Origin of the sequence: Streptococcus sanguinis (assembly GCF_050220005.1) — a bacterium.
Taxonomy (GTDB): Bacteria; Bacillota; Bacilli; order Lactobacillales; family Streptococcaceae; genus Streptococcus; species Streptococcus sanguinis_Z.
The window spans coordinates 1674676-1697623 of the sequence record NZ_CP071413.1 but is presented as its reverse complement, the minus strand read 5'-3'; the positions used below and the strand labels follow the sequence as shown (position 1 = coordinate 1697623).

The 22948-nt window shown below is 43.4% G+C and carries 25 protein-coding genes; all 25 read left to right on the top strand.

Annotated features, from left to right (window positions below):
- Nucleotides 1-43 precede the first annotated feature (43 nt).
- Nucleotides 44-1231, top strand: a complete 1188-nt coding sequence (locus J1C86_RS08270; RefSeq protein WP_125405337.1) for an NADH-dependent oxidoreductase — start codon at nucleotides 44-46, stop codon at nucleotides 1229-1231.
- Between the two features lie 348 nt (nucleotides 1232-1579).
- Nucleotides 1580-1711: a hypothetical protein gene (locus J1C86_RS08265; RefSeq protein ID WP_009659231.1), complete on the top strand. Its 132-nt coding sequence runs from the start codon at nucleotides 1580-1582 to the stop codon at nucleotides 1709-1711.
- A gap of 178 nt (nucleotides 1712-1889) precedes the next feature.
- Complete coding sequence (locus J1C86_RS08260; protein WP_125405334.1) at nucleotides 1890-2651, top strand: ABC transporter ATP-binding protein; 762 nt, start codon at nucleotides 1890-1892, stop codon at nucleotides 2649-2651.
- Nucleotides 2651-4645 carry an ABC transporter permease gene (locus J1C86_RS08255; RefSeq protein WP_125408871.1) on the top strand — a complete coding sequence of 665 codons (1995 nt, stop codon included), beginning with the start codon at nucleotides 2651-2653 and terminating at the stop codon, nucleotides 4643-4645. Before J1C86_RS08260 ends, J1C86_RS08255 begins: the two co-directional genes overlap by 1 nt.
- Nucleotides 4646-4801: 156 nt before the next feature.
- Nucleotides 4802-6202 (top strand): amino acid permease, encoded by a 1401-nt coding sequence (locus J1C86_RS08250; RefSeq protein ID WP_125408870.1) that lies wholly within the window; start codon nucleotides 4802-4804, stop codon nucleotides 6200-6202.
- Nucleotides 6203-6244: 42 nt separating this feature from the next.
- Nucleotides 6245-6514: a hypothetical protein gene (locus tag J1C86_RS08245; RefSeq protein WP_125408869.1), complete on the top strand. Its 270-nt coding sequence runs from the start codon at nucleotides 6245-6247 to the stop codon at nucleotides 6512-6514.
- A gap of 71 nt (nucleotides 6515-6585) precedes the next feature.
- The gene (locus J1C86_RS08240) at nucleotides 6586-7596 is read left to right on the top strand and encodes a S41 family peptidase (protein ID WP_125408868.1); all 1011 of its coding nucleotides are present in this window, start codon (nucleotides 6586-6588) and stop codon (nucleotides 7594-7596) included.
- 63 nt (nucleotides 7597-7659) lie between these two features.
- The gene (locus J1C86_RS08235; protein WP_125405326.1) at nucleotides 7660-8085 is read left to right on the top strand and encodes a GNAT family N-acetyltransferase; all 426 of its coding nucleotides are present in this window, start codon (nucleotides 7660-7662) and stop codon (nucleotides 8083-8085) included.
- 15 nt (nucleotides 8086-8100) lie between these two features.
- Nucleotides 8101-8559, top strand: coding sequence for a GNAT family N-acetyltransferase (locus tag J1C86_RS08230; protein WP_009659264.1), 459 nt, complete (start codon nucleotides 8101-8103; stop codon nucleotides 8557-8559).
- Between the two features lie 130 nt (nucleotides 8560-8689).
- Entirely contained in the window at nucleotides 8690-8926 is a 237-nt protein-coding gene (locus tag J1C86_RS08225) for a DUF2829 domain-containing protein (RefSeq protein ID WP_185755723.1), read from the top strand.
- Nucleotides 8919-9617 (top strand): 3-oxoacyl-ACP reductase, encoded by a 699-nt coding sequence (locus J1C86_RS08220; protein ID WP_125405321.1) that lies wholly within the window; start codon nucleotides 8919-8921, stop codon nucleotides 9615-9617. The genes J1C86_RS08225 and J1C86_RS08220 overlap by 8 nt, the downstream gene beginning before the upstream one ends.
- Before the next feature lie 9 nt (nucleotides 9618-9626).
- Complete coding sequence (locus J1C86_RS08215) at nucleotides 9627-10607, top strand: glycerophosphodiester phosphodiesterase family protein (protein WP_125405318.1); 981 nt, start codon at nucleotides 9627-9629, stop codon at nucleotides 10605-10607.
- Nucleotides 10604-11347: a GNAT family N-acetyltransferase gene (locus J1C86_RS08210; protein ID WP_125405315.1), complete on the top strand. Its 744-nt coding sequence runs from the start codon at nucleotides 10604-10606 to the stop codon at nucleotides 11345-11347. The genes J1C86_RS08215 and J1C86_RS08210 overlap by 4 nt, the downstream gene beginning before the upstream one ends.
- Nucleotides 11344-11691, top strand: coding sequence for a DUF7716 domain-containing protein (locus J1C86_RS08205; RefSeq protein WP_002903177.1), 348 nt, complete (start codon nucleotides 11344-11346; stop codon nucleotides 11689-11691). Before J1C86_RS08210 ends, J1C86_RS08205 begins: the two co-directional genes overlap by 4 nt.
- 50 nt (nucleotides 11692-11741) lie before the next feature.
- Nucleotides 11742-12191 (top strand): ASCH domain-containing protein, encoded by a 450-nt coding sequence (locus J1C86_RS08200; protein WP_002903176.1) that lies wholly within the window; start codon nucleotides 11742-11744, stop codon nucleotides 12189-12191.
- A 94-nt stretch (nucleotides 12192-12285) separates the two neighbouring features.
- Nucleotides 12286-12912 carry a PadR family transcriptional regulator gene (locus tag J1C86_RS08195; RefSeq protein ID WP_002903175.1) on the top strand — a complete coding sequence of 209 codons (627 nt, stop codon included), beginning with the start codon at nucleotides 12286-12288 and terminating at the stop codon, nucleotides 12910-12912.
- A gap of 196 nt (nucleotides 12913-13108) precedes the next feature.
- Nucleotides 13109-13903 carry a hypothetical protein gene (locus tag J1C86_RS08190; protein WP_125405307.1) on the top strand — a complete coding sequence of 265 codons (795 nt, stop codon included), beginning with the start codon at nucleotides 13109-13111 and terminating at the stop codon, nucleotides 13901-13903.
- A 127-nt stretch (nucleotides 13904-14030) separates the two neighbouring features.
- Nucleotides 14031-15410 (top strand): bifunctional UDP-N-acetylglucosamine diphosphorylase/glucosamine-1-phosphate N-acetyltransferase GlmU, encoded by a 1380-nt coding sequence (gene glmU / locus J1C86_RS08185; protein WP_125405304.1) that lies wholly within the window; start codon nucleotides 14031-14033, stop codon nucleotides 15408-15410.
- Between the two features lie 8 nt (nucleotides 15411-15418).
- Nucleotides 15419-15970, top strand: a complete 552-nt coding sequence (locus J1C86_RS08180) for an NUDIX hydrolase (RefSeq protein ID WP_125405301.1) — start codon at nucleotides 15419-15421, stop codon at nucleotides 15968-15970.
- Nucleotides 15971-15982: 12 nt separating this feature from the next.
- On the top strand, nucleotides 15983-16405 hold the full coding sequence (gene macP, locus J1C86_RS08175) for a cell wall synthase accessory phosphoprotein MacP (protein WP_002897134.1): 423 nt from the start codon (nucleotides 15983-15985) through the stop codon (nucleotides 16403-16405).
- A gap of 76 nt (nucleotides 16406-16481) precedes the next feature.
- Nucleotides 16482-17174, top strand: a complete 693-nt coding sequence (locus J1C86_RS08170; RefSeq protein WP_125405298.1) for a 5'-methylthioadenosine/adenosylhomocysteine nucleosidase — start codon at nucleotides 16482-16484, stop codon at nucleotides 17172-17174.
- A 13-nt stretch (nucleotides 17175-17187) separates the two neighbouring features.
- Nucleotides 17188-17496: a DUF898 family protein gene (locus J1C86_RS08165; RefSeq protein ID WP_002906005.1), complete on the top strand. Its 309-nt coding sequence runs from the start codon at nucleotides 17188-17190 to the stop codon at nucleotides 17494-17496.
- Between the two features lie 111 nt (nucleotides 17497-17607).
- Nucleotides 17608-19149: an ABC-F family ATP-binding cassette domain-containing protein gene (locus tag J1C86_RS08160; protein ID WP_125405295.1), complete on the top strand. Its 1542-nt coding sequence runs from the start codon at nucleotides 17608-17610 to the stop codon at nucleotides 19147-19149.
- Nucleotides 19150-19315: 166 nt separating this feature from the next.
- Nucleotides 19316-21361: an Sgo0707 family adhesin gene (locus J1C86_RS08155; RefSeq protein ID WP_260468036.1), complete on the top strand. Its 2046-nt coding sequence runs from the start codon at nucleotides 19316-19318 to the stop codon at nucleotides 21359-21361.
- Between the two features lie 89 nt (nucleotides 21362-21450).
- Nucleotides 21451-22911 carry an isopeptide-forming domain-containing fimbrial protein gene (locus J1C86_RS08150; RefSeq protein WP_125405289.1) on the top strand — a complete coding sequence of 487 codons (1461 nt, stop codon included), beginning with the start codon at nucleotides 21451-21453 and terminating at the stop codon, nucleotides 22909-22911.
- The last annotated feature ends 37 nt before the right edge of the window (nucleotides 22912-22948 follow it).

Below are 22948 nucleotides of genomic sequence, written 5' to 3'. Positions count from 1 at the left end.
AATCTTCTATAATAGTTGTCAAAGAAGAAAGGAGATTTTTACTATGTCTAAACAAATTGTAGACCCGATTCAATTGCGTCACGGTGCCAAATTAACCAACCGTTTGGTGCTTTCCCCTATGTATACTTTCAGTGGCTTAGAAGGAGGATTTGTGTCTGATGATACTTTGCAATACTACGGAGCACGCTCTCAGACAGCAGGACTTTTGATTACTGAATTTCATTATGTTAGTCCATCAGGAGGGCCTTGTTACCAGACTGGCTATCCGGTTCAATTAGGTATTTACTCTGATGCCCATATCAAAGGGGAGAGAAAATTAGCAGCTGCCCTTCAGAAGTATGGCAATAAAGCGATTTTGCAGCTTCATCATGGTGGGATAGCAGCTTCTGGCCGTGCTATGAAGGGTGAGGAAGTATTAGCTCCAAGTGCCTTAGATTTTTCTTTCCTGCCATATCCGGTGAGAGAATTGACCGATGAAGAAATCCTTGAAATTATCAAGGATTTTGGCCGAGCAGTCAAACGTGCAGTTCAAGCTGGTTTTTCAGGAGTGGAAATCCATGGTGCCAACCACTATCTGCTGCAGCAATTCTTTTCTAGCACTTCCAATGTTCGTCAGGACAGATGGGGCGGAACTTTGGAAAAACGTATGGCCTTTCCTTTGGCGGTAGTCGAGGAAGTGGAGCGTGCTGCGGCCATGTATGCGCCAGAAGATTTTATTATTGGCTATCGGATTAGCCCAGATGAAATCCATGAAGATCAAGTAGGCTATACTTATGAAGAAGCCAAACTTTTGGTCAAGGAGATAGTCAAGCACGAACTAGACTACATCCATTTGTCGCTTTTGGGCGGCTATGCTTCAAAAGCTGCAGGATCAGACAAGAGCTATGCAGATCATTTTAAGGAGGTGATGGATGAGCAAACCAAACTGATTACAATCGGTGGTGTCTTTAGTCAGGAAGATGCAGAAGCTGCTATTGAGGATACGGCTGCGGATTTGGTTGCAATCGGCCGTGGTACCTTGATTGACCCGCTGTTTGGCTATAAAATACAGACGGGACAAGGAGCAGAAATTGTCCATGAGATTAGCCCTGAGCAGTTGAAAAATTCTCAATTGACACCGGGCTTGCTTGAAGTGTTCAGCCGTAAGGACTCTGGTGGGCTGCCTCCTCTACCTGGTCATGACAGTATTACCCACCTTCATACTGGTAAATTTGGGGATGAGGGGCAGTAAGAATAGCCTATTCAAGATAATATTGACAGAAATTTGAAAACCCTCTGGTAAGAAAACTTCTATATCTAGAACTTTAGGAAATATATCATGAAAACCGGAAACAAATTCCGGTTTTTTTAATTCGCTTGATGAAAGAAGCCGATAGGTATCGGTGAATTTAGGCCTATTGACGCAGTTTAAGGGAAATCGAAAACTATTTTTCTAAGTGACAAAAATGTAAGTTTAAAGGCTAAAATGAAAGGTTATCTTATGGCAGCTAGTCTGGGAATTCGGTATCCTATAAGTGTAAAGAAAAAGAAGATAAACGTCTTCCAAACTAATAATCAGATTTCAAGAAGGAGGCTTGCTATGAAAATCAATCTTTTTAACCATCGTCAAAGTAAACCTAAAGCTCAAAAGATTTCCAAGGAAGAAATCGAGAAGACTCGCCTAGGCTGTGCTTCCAGTCAATATTATTTCTGGCTGCAGTACAGTCACTGAGAGATTCTAGTATTCAAGGATAAGAGAAAGGTCAGTTGACTTTTCTCTTTATCCGACTTGGAGCACAAGATGACAAAAATGTAAGATTGGCAGGCAAAATGAAAGATTAGGTTATGGAAACTTGTCTGTCTTTCCGGTATGATAGTAGTATCAAGTTAAATAAAGAAGAGGTTCGAGTATGACATTATTAGACGTACAGCACGTGAAAAAGATTTATAAAACCCGCTTTCAGGGCAGCCAAGTAGAGGCCTTGAAGGACATTCACTTTCCGGTAGAAAAAGGCGAATATGTCGCCATCATGGGGGAGTCAGGCTCTGGGAAATCCACCCTGCTCAACATCCTAGCCATGCTGGACAAGCCAACAGAGGGCCGCGTCTTTCTCAACGGAACTGACACGGCAACCATCAAAAACAGCCAGGCTTCCAGCTTCCGTCGGGAGAAATTAGGCTTTGTCTTTCAGGACTTTAATCTGTTGGATACCCTATCAGTTAAGGATAATATTCTCCTGCCACTGGTCCTATCTCGCCGTCCCATTACCGAGATGATGCAAAAGCTGGTTACGACCTGCAATGAGCTGGGGATTAACAAGTTGCAAGAGAAGTTTCCTTATGAGATTTCCGGTGGCCAGAAGCAGCGGGTTGCAGTGGCTCGGGCCATCATCACAGACCCTGAGATTCTGCTGGCGGACGAGCCGACGGGAGCCTTGGATTCCAAGTCTTCAGCAGCCCTGCTAGATGTTTTTGACGACATCAATGCCCGCGGTCAAACCATTCTCATGGTAACCCACTCAACGGCAGCAGCTAGCCGCGCCAAGCGGGTGCTCTTTATCAAGGATGGGATTCTTTATAATCAAATCTTCCGAGGAGACAAGACCGAGCGGCAGATGTTCCAAGAGATTTCCGATACTCTGACAGTTATGGCAAGTGAGGTGAAAGACTAGTGTTTCGATTAGCAGCAAAATTGGCGGTATCCAATCTGATTAAGAACCGCCGTCTCTATTATCCTTTTGCACTGGCTACCTGTGTGGCTGTAGCCATTTCTTATATTTTCAACTCCTTGGCTTTTAATCCCAATCTATCCAAAATGACAGGTGCCAGCTCTGTTATCCTCGTTTTGGTTCTAGGGGTTGTTATTGTGAACATCACAGCTGGAATTATTGTCTTTTATGCCAATCAATTTGTTATGAAGAATCGCTCCAAGGAGTTGGGACTTTATGGTATGCTAGGTCTCAATAAACGCCATCTCTTTGTTATGACTTTTATTGAGCTTCTGATTTTCGGGCTAATGGCTGTAAGCTTGGGGCTGACTATTGGTGTTCTCTTTGACCAGCTGATTTATGCCTTTTTGCTCAAGCTCATGGGTACCAAGGTGGTTTTGGTTTCAACTTTCCAGCTACCGGTCTTGATTCTTGTTTTTATTTTCTATGGCTTTATTTTTGCAGGCTTGGTCTTTGTTAATGGTTGGCGAATTCTGCGTTTTGATTCTCTGAAGATGGCTAAGGAAAAGGCTAGCGGAGAGAAGAAGAGCCGTTTTTTACTGCCACAGACCTTTATTGGTCTGGCAGCTCTGCTCTACGGCTACTATCTGGCTCAGACTGTGCGTAATCCTATGGAAGCAATCTTCATCTTTTTTGGAGCAGTCCTCTTGGTTATTTTAGGAACCTACCTGCTCTTTAACGCTGGTATTACAGTATTTCTGCAGCTTCTGCAAAAGAACAAAAAGTATTACTACCAGCCCAATAATATGATTTCCGTCTCAAATCTTATTTACCGGATGAAGAAAAATGCAGTGGGGTTGGCTACTATTTCCATCCTATCGACAATGGTTCTAGTGACCTTTTCTGCCGGCATGAACATCTATTCTGGCGCGGAATTTATGCAGAAACTTATGTTTCCGCATGATTTCTCTATCAATGGCGGTGTGAATGCAAAAAAAGAACAGCTGGATCAGGTCTTGACAGAGTTTGTAGCAGAGAATCAGCTGAAGGTCAAGCAACAGGAGACCTATCAGTTTTATTCAATGGGTGTCAAGAAAAAAGAGGGTAACAGCCTAGATATTTATCCTAAGGGACAATGGACTGTGTCACCCAATACCTATATCTTGATGTTTTCCAGCGAGGATTACGAAAAGCTGACAGGAAAGGATCTGTCTTTGCAGGAAAATGAGATTGCTGTTTTTAACAAGGGAGTGGAGCTGGATTATAAGCAGCCTCTGCAGCTGGCTGGCCAAAACTTGACAATCAAGACAGTCCTGTCTGAAGATTTTATCTTTCACAAGATTCCAGATGAGTATAATATCATCATTCCTAAAGGTCTGTATCTGGTAGCCAAGGATCCTAGTCAACTCTTAGCTCCGCAGATGGAGCAGCAAGCTATTAATCCTGTACTCTATGGTAGTCTGGATATTGAAGCATCAGAAGATGAAAAGGCTAAGCTGGATACAATCTATCAAAAGAAAATGGCGGACTACAACCAGTCCCTACCAGAAGGTGCTGGAGGTGTCCACGGTCAGACTGGTGTGATTGGCATACTTGAGATTAAGGGTATGCTGGGTGGTGTCTTCTTTATAGGGATTTTCCTCTCTATTGTCTTCATGATGGGAACAGTGCTGGTTATCTACTACAAGCAAATTTCCGAAGGTTACGAAGACCGTGATCGCTTCATCATCCTGCAGAAAGTCGGCTTAGACGAGCAGCAGACTAGAAAGACCATTCGTAAACAGGTACAGACTGTCTTCTTCCTGCCCCTAATCTTTGCCTTCCTTCATTTGGCTTTTGCCTATCACATGCTCAGTCTCATTTTACAGATGTTGGGCGTGCTCAACGCAAGTCTTATGTTAGTGGTGACTCTGGGGGTTTGCGCTCTGTTTATTGCAGTATATGTCGGTGTCTTTCTCATTACTTCTCGCAGCTATCGTAAAATTGTGGCTATGTGATAGCAGAGACAGGCTTCATATACCTTTCATCTATGTTAAAAACCTAGGCTGAGATTTCTCTCAGCCTTTCTTTTCGGTATTTTTCTGAGAAAGATTCCTAAAAGCGTGGAAATATGATAAAATAGGACGTTAATGCAATTAGGAGAATAAAAATAGATGAATATATTTAGAAAAAAAGATGCCAGTAAGGATAGAACGGGCATGCGCCGTCATTTAAAAATTCCAGATCTGATTTTGCTTGGTATTGGTGCCATGGTAGGAACTGGGATTTTCACCATCACAGGGACTGGGGCAGCCAAATATGCTGGGCCAGCTCTGACCGTTTCGATTGTCATTTCAGCGCTTTGTGTGAGTATTTCGGCCCTTTTTTACGCTGAGTTTGCTTCACGGATCCCGGCCAATGGCGGAGCCTATAGTTATATTTATGCGGTTCTGGGAGAATTTCCTGCTTGGCTGGCTGGCTGGCTGACCATCATGGAGTTCATGACCGCTATTTCAGGTGTTGCCTCTGGCTGGGGTTCTTATCTGAAGGGCTTGCTGAGCGGCTTTGGCATCCAACTGCCGGCAGCTCTGAATGGCACCTTCAATCCAAAAGCAGGTACTTATGTGGACTTGCTGCCTATTCTGGTCTTGGCCTTTGTTACGGGAGTTGTCCTTCTGAACTCCAAGGCAGCCCTGCGCTTCAACTCAGCCTTGGTGGTCTTGAAATTCTCAGCCTTGGCACTTTTTATCATTGCAGGATTTTTCTTCATCAAACCAGAAAATTGGTCTAACTTTGCACCTTTTGGCTTTGGAGAAATTTATGGCGGCAAGATCGGCATCATGGCTGGGGCTTCACTCATGTTCTTTGCTTTTCTGGGCTTTGAGTCCATTTCCATGGCGGTCGATGAAATCAAAGAGCCTCAAAAGAATGTTCCGCGTGGGATTGTCTTATCCTTGAGCATCGTGACCATTCTCTATATTTTGGTGACCTTGGTCTTGACTGGGGTTGTCCACTATAGCAAGCTGGATGTCTCAGATGCGGTGGCCTTTGCCTTGCGCAGCATCGGACTTGGCTGGGCAGCCAACTATATCTCTGTCGTCGCTATTTTGACTCTGATTACGGTCTGTATCTCCATGACCTATGCTCTGTCGCGGATGATTTACAGTATTGCGCGTGATGGTCTCTTGCCCCGCTCTTTCAAAAAATTGACAGAGAACAGTCGGGTTCCAAAGAATGCAACGATTTTAGTAGGGATTGCCTCAGCTGTCTGTGCGGGTATCTTTCCCTTGGCTAGCATTGCCTCTTTCCTAAATATCTGTACCTTGGCCTATCTGATTTTATTGGCACTGGCTGTCTTGAAATTGCGGAAAGATCAAGGAATGCCAAAAGCTGGAGAATTCAAAACGCCTTTAGTACCTCTGACACCAATTTTATCCATTATCATCTGCCTGTCCTTCATGACCCAGTATACCAAGGAAACCTGGCAGGCCTTTGGAATTACCCTAGCGCTGGGAAGTCTCATCTATGCCTTCTATGGCTATCGAAACTCTGAAATCGCTGTAAAAGAGAAGTAGGATGAGGTATTGCTATTAAGCAGAAAGTAGAAGGAGAAAAGAATGAAGAACCTTAACCTAACCCAAAAGAAGAAAATCTGGCTCTTTGCCCTTGCTTTTATCGCTTTGATCTTACTAGCGATTGTAATCAATATTCAGCTGAACCAGCCTGAAGATATGCATGCTGATTATGTCGGGCTTTGGAAGTCAAGGTGGCATGAAGAAAATAAAGACTGGCTCTATCCACTGAAAAATATCTGTCTCCTTATTCTGGCAGTTCTAGCTGGGTCTGGTTTGATGATTGCATTTTCCAAGAGTGAGAGATGGAAATAAGCTTTTGAAGATTTAAACGAAATAATCTTACAAAAATGTAAGATTGACGATGATAAATGTAAGGTAGAGACATGGAAAACGTGTCTCTATTTTGCTATAATCAGCTCAGGAATCCTCACAAGAAAGGTTGTGCAATTATGAAAAAAGTCCTTTTAGGTTGCTTGGGAACAGTACTGGTTTTGCTTGCTCTTTTAATAGGTTTTCTGGCCTACTTTGGTCCAGACTATGGAATTTTTCTTTTCCCACCTAGCCCGCAGGACTACGCCCGCTCGGTCGTGAAAAAGCTTGATTTTGGTCTTTATACGGACAAAGATTGGGAAAATGAGAAAAACAAAGCCTTAGAGAAGCTTGAATCTGCCAAGACTTATCAAGACACCTATCCTGTCTTGGAAGAATTAACAAAAGAGGCTGGCGGGAAGCATTCTTATTTTTTAAGTCCACAGGATAATCCCGAAAATAGTCCAGAAAGCAAAAATCAGCCTGAAGTGCAGAATCGGGAGGGTGTTCTCTATTTAAAAGTTCCTGCTTTCACTGGTGATGCACAGGCAGCGGAGGCTTATGCTAAGAAACTTTCAGCAGCTCTTAAAAAGGATGACTATCAGGCGGTTCTTGTGGATTTGAGAGGCAATACCGGTGGGAATATGTATCCGATGATTGCTGGACTGTCCTCTCTCTTGCCTGATGAAGATCTCTTCCAATTCGTTGAAAAAAATGGAAGCAAGAGCGCGGTTTCTCGATTAGATATTCTGAATCAGCTTGGTCTGGAGCAGACTGATGAAAAAGCAAAGAAAGCGCCCATAGCTGTCCTTATCAATGGGAAGACAGGCAGCTCAGGAGAAATGACTGTTTTAGCTTTTAAGGGATTGGAAAACGTTAAAATATTTGGTCAGCCAACGGCAAGCTATACTACGGGAAATAATTATTATCAACTGTATGATGGAGCGGTTTTGCTCTTGACTACCTCGAGTATCCTAGATCGCACGGGCAAGCTTTATGAGAATGAGGCAATTCAGCCCGATGTCCTAACAGACCAGCCTTTAGAAGAGGCGGAGTCTTGGTTGAAGGGACAGATAGGAGAATAGTTCATTGAAAGCAGTCAAAGAGACTGCTTTTCTGCTATAATAAAGGGAAGAACGGGGTGACAGATGATTCGTAAAATAAAACTAAGTGACGCCGCAGCCATTCAGCGACTCAATGCTGAGTGTCTGGGCTACGATTTCGATAGGGAAGCGGCGGAAGCGCAACTGAAGAGGCTGCTAGAGAATGATCAGCATTTGATTTTGGTAGCTGAAGAAGGCGGACAGGTCATAGGTTACGCTCATGCGGCTAGCTACGACTGTCTCTATTTCCCGTCCTTGCTCAATCTCTTGGCTTTGGCTGTCGCTCAGGATTTTCAAGGGCAAGGACATGGCAGAGCGCTGATGCAGGCCTTGCGTGAAGAGGGAAAAGCAGCAGGCTACACAGGAATTCGGATTAATTCAGGCATTTCCCGCTCATCAGCCCATGAATTTTATCGCAGCCTCGGCTGCAGCGAAAAAGCAGACCAAAAACGATTTTATTGGGAGTTTTAGAGAAAGGAGGAGTAGATGATGATTGAACCGCTAACCCAGCAGCATGCTTTGGAAATTGCTAACGACTGGCATTACGAGGTGCCTTATGATTTTTATGATATGAAAAATGACCTGGAGGATTATGAAGAAATGGTTTCCCCTGAAATGCGTGGGGATCGTTATTTTCAAGTCCTGAGAGAAGGGGAACTCTATGGATTTTTCTGCTTAGAGCAGAAAGGAGAGCGAATTTTGGAGCTTGGTTTGGGGACGAAGCCGGAGCATTGCGGAAAAGGTCAGGGTGCTACATTCTTGCAGGAAATTCTGGACTTTATCATAGAAAATTTTGCACCCCAAGTCATCAGGTTATACGTGGCTGACTTCAATCACCGAGCCCAGCAGCTTTATCTCAACATGGGCTTTGAAGTGGTGAGGCGCATTCCGCAGGAAAGCAATGGCGATATTCATCTCTTTGTGGATATGGTGAAGAAGGTCTAATTTTAGACTTTGTTGCAAAGTAGCAGATAAACCTGTTGACAGTCAAGCAAAAGTCGTCCAATATACTTATGACTGCTGAAGGCTAGCAGGGAATTTATAAATGAATATCAATAAACAAAAGGAGAAAACCATGACATTTGAAGAAATTTTACCAGGCCTTAAGGCCAAGAAAAAATATGTACGTACAGGCTGGAGTGGAGCGGAAAACTACGTCCAGCTCTTTGATACGATTGAGCAGAATGGGGTGGCTCTTGAGGTGACACCTTATTTCCTCATCAATGTTTCAGGTGAAGGGGAGGGTTTCTCCATGTGGAGTCCGACTCCTTGTGATGTCCTCGCGACAGATTGGGTGGAAGTAGATGACTAAGACGGTACTGGTGACGGGAGCTAGCTCTGGCATCGGCCGAGCTCAGGCTCTGACCTTTTTGGAAAATGGCTACCGGGTTTATGGGGTGGACAAGGATGAAACCCCTGGCTTTCTCAATGAGCTTCGTTTTGTCAAGATGGATTTAACAGGGGATTTGACACCGCTCTTCACCAGCTTGCCCGAGGTGGATATTCTCTGCAATACAGCAGGTATTTTGGACGATTATCGTCCCCTGCACGAGACCAGTGACGAGGACTGGGAGCAGATTTTTGCGCTCAATCTGACCGCTACCATGAAAATCACCCGCTTTTACCTGCAGAAAATGCTGGAGAAAAAGTCTGGTATCATCATTAATATGTGCTCGATTGCTAGCTTTCTGGCTGGCGGCGGCGGTGCTGCCTATACAGCTTCTAAGCATGCTCTGGCTGGCCTGACCAAGCAGATAGCTCTAGACTATGCGGATAAAAATATCCAAGTGTTTGGCTTGGCGCCAGGCGCTGTCAAGACAGCTATGACTGCTGCAGATTTTGAGCCAGGCGGACTGGAAGACTGGGTTGCTGAGGAAACGCCAATCAAGCGCTGGCTGGATCCTCAGGAAGTGGCAGACGTCAGCCTCTTTCTAGCCAGTGGTAAGGCAGCTGCTATGCAGGGTGAAATTATCAAAATTGACGGCGGCTGGAGTTTGAAGTAAGGAAATAAAATGTTTAAATGGGAAAAACACAGGAAGATTTATCTGTATTGTTTAGCCCTACTATTTCTTATCTGGTTAAACAATACAAGCCTCTTTTCTAATAAAGATGGGAAGGAATATAAAATCCTAGCCCATCGAGGACTCGCACAGACCTTCGATGAATCTAAAGCGGACTGGGATAGCAATACGGCAGCCATGATTGACCCGCCTACGCATCCCTATCTTGAGAACACTATTTCTTCAATGCAGGCGGCCTTTGACCTAGGAGCGGATGCAGTGGAGTTTGATGTGAAATTGTCCAAAGACAAGCAACTAGCAGTTTTTCATGATGCAACTCTGGAATTCAAAACTGGCATTAAGGGTGAAATCCAGGACTACACGATGGCTGAGCTCAAAAAGATGGATATCGGTTACGGTTATACGGCTGATGGCGGAAAAACCTATCCTTTTAGAGGAAAAGGAGTCGGCCAGATGCCCACAATAGATGAGGTTTTTGAGGCCTTTCCAGACAAGGAGTTTGTGATTGAGGTCAAAGACGGGAAATTAGAAACCTATAAAGTCTTGTGGGAAAAGCTAAAAACGCTCTCGCCCAAAAGGTTAAACAAACTCAGTGTTTGTGGGGCAAGCGAGGAAGGCGTTCATTGGTTGCGCAGTCAGAGCAGCAGTCTCAAGCTCTTGTCCAAAAATCGCATGCTTAATGCTCTTATCCAATATGAATTATTGGGCTTTACGGGCTATATCCCTGAGGAAATGAAAAATGCTGAGCTGCGCATTCCTTTGAAATATGCCAGATTCTTATGGGGTTGGCCAAATAAATTTATGGAAAGAATGGAAGCAGTCAATACACGGGTTGAGCTAACAGCTGGCGGTAGCGATTTATCAGAAGGTTTCGATCATATCCATAGTCTAAAAGATATTCCCGAAGGCTTTGACGGCTATATCTGGACGAATAAAATCAATGAACTGCATCTGAAAGAAGGTAAAGAATGAAGGCAAAGGATACTTTTTTCCAATCCTGGACCAAAAATATGGTACTTTACGGTTTGGATGCTGGCCTAGGGCAGTTCTTCATGAATGCGCCTGAGACATCCTGCCTTTACCAACTAGGAAATTTCATCTTTCCTGCTGGTCAGGTGGATTGTTATTTTTGGCAGGATTTTAGCAAAAAATATAGTTTAGCTGACAAGGTCATTATCTCCGAGGAGCGCAGTTGGCAAGAGTTTCTGGATAGTCAGAGTGAGTTGCAGCAGTTCACTCGCTATGCTTTTGTGGACAGGGCTGACTTTGACGCAGAGGTTTTGGAGAAATGGCAGCGCAGGTTACCTGCAAACTACCAACTTTGTCCGATTGTTGAGGAGAGTTATGAGCGTTTGGCTGAGGAAGTCTGGTCTCAGGATTTGCAGGGTGACTTTTCCGATTTTGACCATTTTCAAGCGGCGGGCGGCTTTGGCTTTTTAGTCTATTCAGGAGAGGAAATCATCGCTGCTGTATCAACGGGATTGGTCTATCATGGAGCTTTTGAGATTGAAATTGCTACCAAGCCAGCCTACCAAAGGCAGGGCTTGGCCAAAATCTTGGGTGCCCAGATGATTTTAGAAGCCCAAAAACACTCACTCTTTCCTCTCTGGGATGCGCACAATGAAGCTTCCAAGAAGGTTGCAGAAAGCTTGGGCTATCAGTGTCTAGGCGCTTATCCGGCCTATGAATGGAAAGGAACTTTTGACCAATGAAGAAAAACCAAACCTATGACTTAAAAGACATCATGGAGGCTGTAAAATCGGAAGAGCTAGATGATGATTTCTGTTTGTATGCTAAGGAAAATGGAGAACTGAATTTTCAGGATAGCTACTTGCTTGCTGATTATCCTCAAGTGGTGGATAATAGGGATGTTTATCCTAGACAGGTAAAGGAGCAAGATCTGGAGCTGATTTATTACGGTGAAGATTTTGCGGATGTTCTCTTGTCAGTCATGGAGCAGAAAGCAGAAGTGACTGATCAAGAGTGTTTACAGGCTCTGCTTTACTATTATGAGCATGATGACTTTATGGATTTTGATAAAGATACAGTTTTGTAGGAAGATTTTTTATAAACAATAATTATCATTTTAGAAAGACAGGAGAAGTGATGACCCCAAAAGAAATGTGGCAGGCATACAAGAAAATCAATCCAAAGATTGGCGACGATATTGACGCCTGGGCCTTCGGTGACTTGGCAGATGAGCTTGCTGACTTAGTGCTGCGTGGTGAAAAGACAGCGACGGCTTCTGCCTATGAGCTCTATAAGCTTGAAAATGAGCCCTTGCCGCAGGCAGGAAGCTTTGATGTCATTTTAGACAGTCAGGATAGGGCAGTCTGTATTGTTGAAATCACCAAAGTCTCTGTACTGCCTTTTAATGAGGTTTCAGCCGAACACGCCTTTAAGGAAGGAGAAGGAGATAAATCCTTGGCCTACTGGCAGCAAGTCCATCAGGCATTTTTCACAGAGTGTCTGGCGGAAGCCGGTTTGGAATTTTCCCAAGAAACGGGTGTCGTCTTAGAAGAATTTCGCAAGGTCTATCCGCTGGATCAAGCTTAAGTCTATTTTTGAATAGGCTTTTTGTTTGCCCTTGATAAATCGAAACAAAAGTGTTACTATTAGGTATATAAAGAAATCGTGATATGGAGGAGAAATGGACAAATTAATTTTAGGCTTACTCATGATAAAGCATTTTACAGTTTATGAAATTCGTCAGGTGATGCGGCAAAATTTCAGCTCTATGTGCAGCGACAGTCTAGGCAGTATCCAAGCAGCCTTAAAAAAACTTTCCCAGCAAGGAGCAGTGACTTATTCGGAGTACGTAGAAAAAGGAAAAATGAAGAAGGAATATGCGATTACCGCTTCGGGACGATTCTTGTTTTTAGAGTGGCTTAAAACGCCTATCGACATGAGCAAGAACAAGAATATGGACTTGGGAAAATTCCTCTTTATGGGTTACCTGCCCAAGAAAGAGCAGCTTCAGATGCTGGATTTGACCATTGAGGGACTGGAAGTTGAAGTCCAAGAGTTTGAAGCTGTCAAAGACGCGATTCGTTTTACGGAGGAACAAGAAAAGGTAAAAGCCTATCTAGAGCAGAACAGCCACCTGGCTACAGAGCTGATAGAGACCAGTCAGGCGGCTGATTTAGCTGAAAGTATTTCCCAGATTGGCTATTTTGAAATGAAAACGCTAGAATTTGGGCTTGATTCTGCTCGCTTTCAGTTGGACTGGTTTACCAAGCTTCGCCAGCAGTTGGCTGAAAATGAGAAAGAGGGCTGAGATACTAAGTATTCAAAAAGCAGTGGATACTTGCCTTGTAGATACATTTGGCAATGACTTTGAGAGTTTGAAAAACCAATTAGCATTTCTTCCGCTACAGTCTTCAAAGACCGTTTCTGAAAAAGATTGAAAATAGGTCCAAAAAAGCTTATAATAAAAGCTATAAAACGACAGAAAGCTTCTAGGAGGATTGATTTTGAAGAAGGTTCATTTTTTTATCATTTACGGCTGTGTCTGCTTTGTACTGATTGGCGGAACCTTTCTCTATACTTACTTTAAGCCTGGAGGAATCGCAGAAGCTCTTGAATCCCGCTTTAAGCTATCGGCTGTAGTGGATGCATCTTTGAAAAAATTCGATCATGATAGTTTCTACATGGATCGGCTGTCTGAGTCGACTTATCTAGAAGGCAACAAAAAAAGAAAAGCCAAGACGGTTAAACAGCTGACTGTCTCAGATTCACCTTATTTAGCTAAGCTTTACGAAACCTATGATGATCAAGAACTGACCCATTATTTCAGCGAAGATCGGATGTACTTGGAAGAAAAGGATGGATTTGAGACCATTGATGACACTGAGTCACGGAAACATATTGATGGCTATTCGGGCATGTCCTCTTTTAAGGCTTTGCTGCAGGTCATGGTAGATAATGAGTCAGAACTAACTAAGAAAAAAGTGGAGGGCGGCTATGAGTTTTCGGTGACAGCAGAAGGTGATTTGGCCTATGACCTTATCGATGCCTTCTACTATGCTTATAATGATGAACATTATGATACAACCATCGATATTGAGAAGTGTAAGGTTGCCTTTGTGGTTGACCCTAAGACTCGGACCATCCGCTCTATTGATATGACCATGGATTTGGACGAAGATACAGCTTTAGATGGAGAATTGATTTACTTCAAGCAGCGGGCTGTCTTCAAGGACTATGGCAAGGCAAAAGTCCATCTTCCAAAGAAAATCAAAGAAAAAGAAGCAAAATCAGCTGTTTAAAGGCTGATTTTTTTGTGCAAAAGTTTTTTTGTTGCAGATTTTTATGGGGATGGCTTGATTTTAAATTTTTAAAAATTACCTTTTAGTGATATAATAAAGGTGATATCCTACAGAAAAGAGATAATTGATGACAAATTACGCGATTATTTTGGCTGCGGGTAAGGGTACTCGCATGAAGTCAGATTTACCAAAAGTGCTGCATAAGGTTGCAGGAATTTCCATGCTGGAACATGTTTTTCGTAGTGTTAGTGCCATCGTTCCGGAAAAGACCGTGACAGTTGTTGGCCATAAGGCAGAGCTAGTCGAGCAAGTCTTGGCAGGTCAGACAGACTTTGTACGTCAGACTGAGCAGCTGGGAACAGGGCATGCCGTTATGATGGCAGAGCCTGTTTTGGAAAATCTGACTGGTCAGACGCTGGTTATTGCTGGCGACACTCCCCTGATTACAGGAGAAAGTCTGAAAAACCTGATTGACTTCCATGTCAACCACAAGAACGTTGCGACTATCCTGACAGCAGAAGCAGATAATCCTTTCGGGTACGGCCGTATCGTACGAAATCAGCACGACGAAGTCTTGAAAATTGTTGAGCAGAAGGATGCTTCAGACTTTGAGCAGCAAATCAAGGAAATCAATACAGGGACTTACGTCTTTGACAATGCTCGCCTCTTTGAAGCTCTCAAAAATATCAATACTAATAATGCTCAAGGTGAATACTATATCACAGATGTGATTGGTATTTTCCGCGAAAATGGTGAAAAAGTCGGCGCTTATACGCTGAAAGACTTTGATGAAAGTTTGGGTGTTAATGACCGCGTAGCTTTGGCTACAGCTGAGAGTGTTATGCGCCGCCGGATTAACCAGCAGCATATGGTCAACGGTGTCAGCTTTGTCAATCCTCATGCGACCTATATTGATGTAGATGTGGAAATTGCGCCTGAAGTTCAAGTTGAAGCAAATGTGACCCTGAAAGGTCAGACCAAGATTGGGGCAGAGACTATCCTGACCAATGGTACCTACATCGTAGACTCTGTCATTGGAGAGCGGACTGTGATCACCAACTCCATGATTGAAGAGTCTAGTGTAGCAGATGGAGTGACGGTCGGACCTTACGCTCACATTCGTCCAGGTTCTAGTCTGGCTAAGGATGTCCATGTCGGCAACTTTGTAGAAGTTAAAGGATCGTCAATTGGAGAAAATACCAAGGCTGGTCATTTGACCTACATTGGCAACTCTGAAGTCGGTGCTAATGTCAACTTTGGTGCGGGTACGATTACGGTTAATTATGATGGCCAGAAGAAGTACAAGACTATCATTGGCGACAATGTCTTTGTTGGTTCCAACTCGACTATTATTGCTCCAGTTGAACTGGGTGACAATTCACTAGTCGGTGCAGGTTCTACCATTACGAAGGACGTACCAGCGGATGCTATTGCTTTGGGACGTGGTCGTCAGATTAACAAGGAAGATTACGCTAAGCGACTTCCTCATCATCCTCAAAATAAGTAGGTTCAGTCATGGAATTTGAAGAAAAAACCGTCCAACGGACAGAGATTTATCAGGGACCGATTTTTAAAGTGGTTCAGGACCGGGTAGAGCTGCCAGATGGCAAAGGCCAAGCTCAACGGGATTTGATTTTTCATAATGGGGCGGTGGCTGTGATTGCTATCACTCCAGAAAATAAGATGATTTTAGTCAAGCAGTACCGCAAGGCGATTGAAGCGACTTCTTACGAGATTCCAGCTGGCAAGCTTGAGCTAGGAGAGAATGCAGATCCCCAAGCGGCTGCCCTCCGAGAATTAGAAGAAGAGACCGGCTACACAGGACAGCTGGAGTTGGTCTATGATTTCTACTCTGCCATCGGTTTTTGCAATGAGAAAATCAAGCTCTACAGCGCCAGTCATTTGGCAAAGGTCGAAAACCCTCGTCCCCAAGACGAGGATGAAACATTGGAACTTTTTGAAGTCAGTCTGGAGGAGGCGCATCAGTTGCTGCAAAACGGTGACATCTGCGATGCCAAGACCATCATGGCCCTTCAGTACTGGCAACAAAAAAATCTGAATAAATAGGAACGTAGATCAATGGGAAAAGCTTTATTAACAGATGAAATCATTGAGCGGGCCAACCGCGGTGAGGATATTTCGGGGCCGCCTCTCATGGATGACGAGGAAACCAAGATTCTTTCAACTGGCGGAAGCTCCTTTAGCTCGCAGCAGTCTAGACGACAGGATACTCAGTTTGGTTATCAAAGCCCTCAAAACCGCTTTGGTTATGAAGAAGCTCGGTCTCAACAGAATCAGAGTCGTTTTGGATATCAGACTGCTCAAAACCAAGAGGAGTTTACGGATGAGACTCTCCACATTGAGGTAGATCCGACCGTGACTAAGAGCCGTCGGATTGAAAACCAAAAGCGGAGCCTCTTTCAAGCCAAACTCAATAAGATTCTCCTTTGGGTAGTTATCCTGCTGATTGGTTTGATTGCTGCTATTATTTGGTGGCCTTAAAAACCTGCTCTATTGCACTTAAAAGGAAGCCTAGCCTGTCTAAGCTTCTTTTTCATCAGATGATTTGAGGTATTATATGAAAATTGGAATTATCGCAGCAATGCCCGAAGAGTTGAAGATTCTGCTGGAGCATTTAGAAAACCCGCAGAAGCACCTACGTTTGGGCCATGTCTATCATACGGGCTCCATCGGCTACCATGAAGTGGTGTTAGTCGAAAGCGGGATTGGCAAGGTTATGTCCGCTATGAGTGTGACTGTTCTGGTCAATGATTTCAAGGTTACAGCTGTGATTAATACAGGCTCAGCTGGAGCAGTGGCAGAAGGTTTGGCTATCGGCGATGTGGTGGTCGCAGATCGTCTGGTCTACCATGATGTGGACGTAACAGCCTTTGGCTATGAATACGGTCAGATGGCACGACAGCCACTCTATTTTGAAGCGAGTCGCTATCTGGTTGCTGAAATGAAGAAAATTTTAGACAAGACTCATCAGAAGGCTAGAGTAGGTTTGATTGCGACAGGTGACAGCTTTGTTGCTGGTCAAGACAAGATTGACCGCATCAAGGAGCATTTTCCAGATGTCTTGGCTGTTGAGATGGAAGGGGCAGCTATTGCCCAGGCTACTCACTCGATTGGCCTGCCTTTTATGGTTATTCGCGCCATGAGCGACACAGCTAGCCATGATGCCAATGTCACTTTTGATGAATTCATTCTTGAAGCTGGTAAACGCTCTGCAGAAACCCTGATTCAATTTCTGAAAGAGTTGGTTTAAAGGGGGAGATAGTATGTATAAAGAGTCTTATTTTGATGGTGGTCTCTTTTCTTACATCGGTCATGTGATTTTAGCTACCTTGATTACAGTATTTACGCTAGGAATTTGTGCACCTTGGGGCATGTGTATTCTGTATAATTGGAAGATAAAACATACAGTTATTAACGGGCACCGTCTTTATTTTGATGGTACTGCCATGCAGCTTTTTGGGAATTGGATCAAGTGGTGGCTCCTGACCATTGTTACCTTTGGTATTTATGGCTTTTGGCTGAAAATCAAACTGACCCAGTGGATTACCAAGCATACGCATCATGTGAATTGAAAACAAGCAAACGAGACTTAAGTGGCTCGCTTTTCCTTTTCTTCTGTCTTGCCAAAAAATCCCTTTTGATGGTATAATCAAGGAACTGCAATCAATGATAGAGGAGAAAAAATGAGTATCTTAGAAGTAAAAAATCTCAGCCACGGTTTCGGAGACCGGGCTATTTTTGAGGATGTATCCTTCCGCCTGCTCAAGGGTGAGCATATCGGCCTGGTCGGTGCCAATGGTGAGGGGAAATCAACCTTTATGAGCATTGTGACGGGTAAAATGCTGCCAGACGAAGGTAAGGTCGAGTGGTCCAAGTATGTGACGGCTGGCTATCTGGACCAGCATGCTGTTTTGGAGCAAGGCCAGTCTGTCCGCGATGTTTTGCGTACGGCCTTTGACGAGCTTTTCAAGACCGAGGCTCGTATCAATGAAATCTATATGAGCATGGCTGAGGAAGGAGCGGACGTTGATGCTCTGATGGAAGAAGTGGGAGAACTGCAGGACCGCTTGGAGAGCCGGGATTTCTATACGCTAGATGCCAAAATTGACGAGGTCGCACGGGCACTAGGTGTTATGGACTACGGTATGGAGAGTGATGTGACAGAGCTGTCTGGTGGGCAGCGGACCAAGGTTCTCTTGGCTAAGCTGCTTCTGGAAAAACCGGATATCCTGCTTTTGGACGAGCCAACCAACTATCTGGATGCTGAGCACATTGACTGGCTCAAGCGTTATCTACAGAACTATGAAAATGCCTTTGTTCTGATCTCGCATGATATTCCTTTCCTGAATGACGTCATCAATATCGTCTACCATGTAGAAAATCAGCACTTGACCCGATATTCTGGGGATTATTATCAATTCTTAGAAGTCTATGAGATGAAAAAATCTCAACTTGAAGCGGCTTACGAGCGCCAGCAGAAGGAAATTGCGGACCTCAAGGACTTTGTGGCTCGCAACAAAGCCCGCGTGGCGACCCGTAATATGGCTATGTCACGTCAGAAAAAGCTGGATAAGATGGACATTATTGAGCTGCAGAGTGAGAAGCCTAAGCCTTCATTTGACTTCAAGCCTGCCCGAACACCTGGCCGCTTTATCTTCCAAGCCAAGGATTTGCAGATTGGCTACGACCGACCGCTAACCCAGCCCCTTAACCTGACCTTTGAGCGCAATCAGAAGGTGGCTATCATCGGGGCAAATGGAATTGGAAAAACAACCCTGCTCAAGAGTTTGCTGGGGATTATCCCGGCTATCGCAGGTCAGGTCGAGCGTGGGGACTACCTAGAGCTGGGCTATTTCGAGCAGGAAGTAGAGGGCGGCAATCGTCAGACACCGCTGGAAGCAGTATGGAATGCCTTTCCGGCTCTTAATCAGGCAGAAGTCCGAGCAGCTCTGGCCAGATGTGGCCTGACTTCCAAGCACATTGAGAGCCAGATACAGGTCCTTTCGGGTGGAGAGCAGGCCAAGGTTCGACTTTGTCTCCTCATGAACCGAGAAAATAATGTTCTAGTGCTGGACGAGCCGACCAACCACCTGGATGTCGATGCCAAGGAGGAGCTTAAACGAGCTCTGAAAGAATACAAGGGCAGCATTCTCATGGTCTGCCACGAGCCTGATTTCTATGAAGGCTGGATGGACCAGATCTGGGATTTTAACCAGTTGACTTAAGAGCATTGTTTTTAATCAAATTGAAAGTTGACAATCAAGAGAAATTTCAAGTCTAAAAGGTGCTCAATTTTATTTAGACACCTTGACAAATATGTAAAGAACTGCTAGTATATCCATAAGCAGTTCTTTTTTTGAAGACTAAATGGAAATTATTATGAAATACCTTATGAAAAAATATGTTAAGTCATTTCTTTTTGGGTTGACTTTTATTTTTGTGCTCTTTTCTTCAGCAGTCTATGCTGTTACGGAGCTTACTGAAAGCACGAATCTATCAACGCTTGATATTTATCAGTTTACCCTGACTCAGGATAATATGGAGGTCCTAAGTCAAGGCGCCTCGGTTGAAAGGGATTTTATCCCAGCTAATGGAAATTGGAAAGAAAGTACGGTCTTCTCGCTAAGAGTAGATAAAAACCAAACTCAGCAAACCTTTAATAGCCCCATTCAATTGCGGTTTAACAATGCAGGTATTGTTAATGGCAAGGCTGTTGATGTTTATGTGACCTTTCACAGTATAGACACTTATCTGGTTCAGAGAAATACAGATTACCAGGATCCAAACAAGACGCTTGTTCCCTTTCTGACAGTGGATGAAAACTGGGGAAGCAAATCCATCCAGATTATGGACTATATTTGGCCACCGCATCCAACTCTTACTCATGATATGCATGGAAGCTTTGCTCTGGATACGAATGTCACTGCAGAATTGAGATATCAGGACGGAACGCCCACAGATCTAAAAATGGTCATGTTGCCGTCTGATATTGATGTGGTCTACAATGCACTCGGTCGAGAAGAAAACTTTTCAATATATGATAAAGATATAGCTTTAAATAAAATCGTAAAAAACACTTCCTATGCCCTTAATGAAACTCTAGTAGACAATAAAACGACATGGCGCCCTACAAGGAGTACGCAGGGAGATAGTGATGAACACAATGTTTCAGGATTTGCGGTTCGTTCTGAAACTAACGCCGTTCGATTTGAATTTACAACGACGGCAGGTAGTGGCGGTTTGTTTGGCTTTTATACAGAGGCTCCAAAGGCACCAGTGAAGCAGGCTTCAAAGGATAAGCTTCCTGCCCTTGCCGGAGAATCTCTCAATTATACAGCCAAATTTACTATGCCAACCCCTGGTAAGGACGTCATTGGATCTCTATCTTCAATGCAGATGATTGAAACTTTGGACAATCGTTTGGATTTTCAGAGCTTGACCCTTCAATTGGACGGTCGAACGTTGACCCAAGGTGCTGACTATACACTGGCCAGAGATGGACAAAAGGTAACGGTGGCAATCAATGCCAAGCACCTGACCAGTAGCAATGCTGGAAAAGAATTTACTCTTATATACAAGACAAAAACAAACGATAATATTTTACAAAATAGAGCGCCTATTGAAAATAGGGTCACACAAGAAATTGATAATATCCCTGTTTCATCAGAAATCGTTACAACTAATGTTCTCTACAAGAAAAGTTACCAATTTGAAAGTGGAACGCAAGATAAATCTCTTCCTCAAGAAGTTTTGAATGTGCTACCGCAAGATCAACATGACCTAGAAAATGGTTCGACGGTTACACCGGATTCCCCCAAAGGGAATAAAAGACTAGTCAGTACTTCAGAAGGAAATTGGGTTTTCCAAAACTATGATAAAGAATCTGACACTATTCAAAATCAAGATGTACTTTTCACTGGAATATGGAATTTTCAAGAATACGAAAAGCCAAGAAAAGAAGTCTTCAATAAAAATAATGAAAATATTGATAACCAAGAAGTCAAGGCCAATGATGTTCTAACCTATAAAATCATCTACAAGAATACCAGTGACAGGGAGTTGGATGTCACTATTGCAGATGAACTCCCTAAACACACGGACTATGTCAATGGTTCAACCGTATATGATGACTTTTCTAATAGAAGATTAACTTGGAGAAGAAGGGTGGCACCAGAGGAGACAGTAGAAGTGTCCTTCAAAGTCCGAGTGAATCAGGATGTAGATGGGCAAATTCTTCAAAGCTCAGCTCAAGTATCGACAGATCTGTTTACATTAGAAACAAATAGGACGAGCAATCCGACAGCTATAAAAAAATATGTCCTTCCAGAAACAGGTGGGAATGGAACCATCTTATACCTCTGGGGTGGCTCTGTCATTACATTGGGCTCAGCTCTTTGGCTGATTGTCCGAAATGAACGATATAGAAAATTTCAATAAAGAAAAAGATAGGAAATCACGAAAGCTTTGAAGAGGAATGGGATACCTCGAAGATCAAGCTTGAGTGAAGAAAAAATTAGGAGATTATAATGAAAAAGATAAAACAGCTGGTCATGGCGGTCTTGGTCTTTGTCTTGGCTTTTTCCAGCCTTCCGGTCGTATCAGCAGACACGACCTATACCATTCAGCTGACTGGTACATCAACAGGCCATACTTACGAAGCTCATCCGATTTTTCTTGGAGACCTCGACCCAGCCACGAATACTCTTACCAATATTAGATGGGCTCCGGGAATTTGGGATTCAGGTAAAAGAAGATTTGGAGACGCGGCTGATAAAGCAGCCTCTTTAAGTGCTAAAGGGGATGATTCGCAAGAAGCAAGAGAATTTGCTCAGGAAATTTCAAAATACTTATCTGGCGGTGGACGAAAAACAGTATCAGGCCAAAATGGGACAACGACTATTTCTGGCTTGGCTCCAGGCTACTATTTGATTAAGGAAGTAAATAATACTTTATACAAAAAAAATGAGACATACACTCGTTTTATGCTGCAGGTGGCAAGAGATACGACAGTAGCAATCAAGTCTGATGTTCCTAGTCTTACTAAGGTCACCAAGTCAAGTACGACGGGAGAGGAAACGACTATAACGGATTATTCCATCGGTGACATGGTTCCATTCCAACTGACAGCGACACTTCCAAGGAACTTGGATGATTATTCTGAGTATGAGCTATCTTTTAATGATAGTTTAATGCCTGGTTTGACTTATAATAATGATGTGCAAGTTTATCTAAAACGCGGTGATGAAGAAAGCTTGATAACTGACCATTTTAATATTTCTGTAGAATCGTCTCGTAATTTAACCATAGCAATTAATAATTTGAGACAGGTGCCAAATGTAGATGCTTCTAGTAAGATTGTGGTTCGCTACACTGCTCAACTTAATCAATACGCAACAACACATGCCAGTGCCAATACTAATATGAATGTGGCTAGTCTAAGCTTTTCTAATAACCCCAATACAGCTTTAGCAAAATCAATCGGGACAACGCCCCAAAGCAAAGTTCAGATCCATACCTACCAACTTAATGTCTATAAGGTGGATGAAAGGGGAGGAGCTCTTCCAGGAGCAGAGTTTACTCTTTATAAAAAAGTAAACGATCAGTATGTAAAGGTTGGATCTACACAAGAATACAAAAGAAGTAATTTCTCAGGATTTAAAGGACTGGGATCTGGAGATTATAAACTAGTAGAAACAATCACTCCAAAAGGCTACAACACCATGAAGGATATTGAGTTTAGGCTACGAGCAACCTACGATCCGACATTGCCAATTACTCGAACTGCTATTCAAGCAACTTCGGACAGAGCAACTTTTACTTATGAATTGACAAATGGAATTTTTACTACGAAAATTGTCAATAAAAAAGGAGCTCTTCTGCCAAACACAGGTGGAATCGGAACGACTATCCTTTACCTGAGTGGTACAGGGCTTGTGCTAGGTGCAGGAATCTTATGGATGTTAAAGAAAAGAGTGAATAAAAAATAGGATAAAATCAGAAGAACTGAACGGGAAATCAGTCTCT

What these genes read in the sequence shown, in the direction of transcription:
- J1C86_RS08270 (WP_125405337.1), top strand. Translation starts at nt 44, where the DNA reads ATGTCTAAACAAATTGTAGACCCGATTCAATTGCGTCACGGTGCCAAA.
- J1C86_RS08265 (WP_009659231.1), top strand. Translation starts at nt 1,580, where the DNA reads ATGAAAATCAATCTTTTTAACCATCGTCAAAGTAAACCTAAAGCTCAA.
- J1C86_RS08260 (WP_125405334.1), top strand. Translation starts at nt 1,890, where the DNA reads ATGACATTATTAGACGTACAGCACGTGAAAAAGATTTATAAAACCCGC.
- J1C86_RS08250 (WP_125408870.1), top strand. Translation starts at nt 4,802, where the DNA reads ATGAATATATTTAGAAAAAAAGATGCCAGTAAGGATAGAACGGGCATG.
- J1C86_RS08245 (WP_125408869.1), top strand. Translation starts at nt 6,245, where the DNA reads ATGAAGAACCTTAACCTAACCCAAAAGAAGAAAATCTGGCTCTTTGCC.
- J1C86_RS08240 (WP_125408868.1), top strand. Translation starts at nt 6,586, where the DNA reads ATGGAAAACGTGTCTCTATTTTGCTATAATCAGCTCAGGAATCCTCAC.
- J1C86_RS08235 (WP_125405326.1), top strand. Translation starts at nt 7,660, where the DNA reads ATGATTCGTAAAATAAAACTAAGTGACGCCGCAGCCATTCAGCGACTC.
- J1C86_RS08230 (WP_009659264.1), top strand. Translation starts at nt 8,101, where the DNA reads ATGATGATTGAACCGCTAACCCAGCAGCATGCTTTGGAAATTGCTAAC.
- J1C86_RS08225 (WP_185755723.1), top strand. Translation starts at nt 8,690, where the DNA reads ATGACATTTGAAGAAATTTTACCAGGCCTTAAGGCCAAGAAAAAATAT.
- J1C86_RS08220 (WP_125405321.1), top strand. Translation starts at nt 8,919, where the DNA reads ATGACTAAGACGGTACTGGTGACGGGAGCTAGCTCTGGCATCGGCCGA.
- J1C86_RS08215 (WP_125405318.1), top strand. Translation starts at nt 9,627, where the DNA reads ATGTTTAAATGGGAAAAACACAGGAAGATTTATCTGTATTGTTTAGCC.
- J1C86_RS08210 (WP_125405315.1), top strand. Translation starts at nt 10,604, where the DNA reads ATGAAGGCAAAGGATACTTTTTTCCAATCCTGGACCAAAAATATGGTA.
- J1C86_RS08205 (WP_002903177.1), top strand. Translation starts at nt 11,344, where the DNA reads ATGAAGAAAAACCAAACCTATGACTTAAAAGACATCATGGAGGCTGTA.
- J1C86_RS08200 (WP_002903176.1), top strand. Translation starts at nt 11,742, where the DNA reads ATGACCCCAAAAGAAATGTGGCAGGCATACAAGAAAATCAATCCAAAG.
- J1C86_RS08195 (WP_002903175.1), top strand. Translation starts at nt 12,286, where the DNA reads ATGGACAAATTAATTTTAGGCTTACTCATGATAAAGCATTTTACAGTT.
- glmU (WP_125405304.1), top strand. Translation starts at nt 14,031, where the DNA reads ATGACAAATTACGCGATTATTTTGGCTGCGGGTAAGGGTACTCGCATG.
- J1C86_RS08180 (WP_125405301.1), top strand. Translation starts at nt 15,419, where the DNA reads ATGGAATTTGAAGAAAAAACCGTCCAACGGACAGAGATTTATCAGGGA.
- macP (WP_002897134.1), top strand. Translation starts at nt 15,983, where the DNA reads ATGGGAAAAGCTTTATTAACAGATGAAATCATTGAGCGGGCCAACCGC.
- J1C86_RS08170 (WP_125405298.1), top strand. Translation starts at nt 16,482, where the DNA reads ATGAAAATTGGAATTATCGCAGCAATGCCCGAAGAGTTGAAGATTCTG.
- J1C86_RS08165 (WP_002906005.1), top strand. Translation starts at nt 17,188, where the DNA reads ATGTATAAAGAGTCTTATTTTGATGGTGGTCTCTTTTCTTACATCGGT.
- J1C86_RS08160 (WP_125405295.1), top strand. Translation starts at nt 17,608, where the DNA reads ATGAGTATCTTAGAAGTAAAAAATCTCAGCCACGGTTTCGGAGACCGG.
- J1C86_RS08155 (WP_260468036.1), top strand. Translation starts at nt 19,316, where the DNA reads ATGAAAAAATATGTTAAGTCATTTCTTTTTGGGTTGACTTTTATTTTT.
- J1C86_RS08150 (WP_125405289.1), top strand. Translation starts at nt 21,451, where the DNA reads ATGAAAAAGATAAAACAGCTGGTCATGGCGGTCTTGGTCTTTGTCTTG.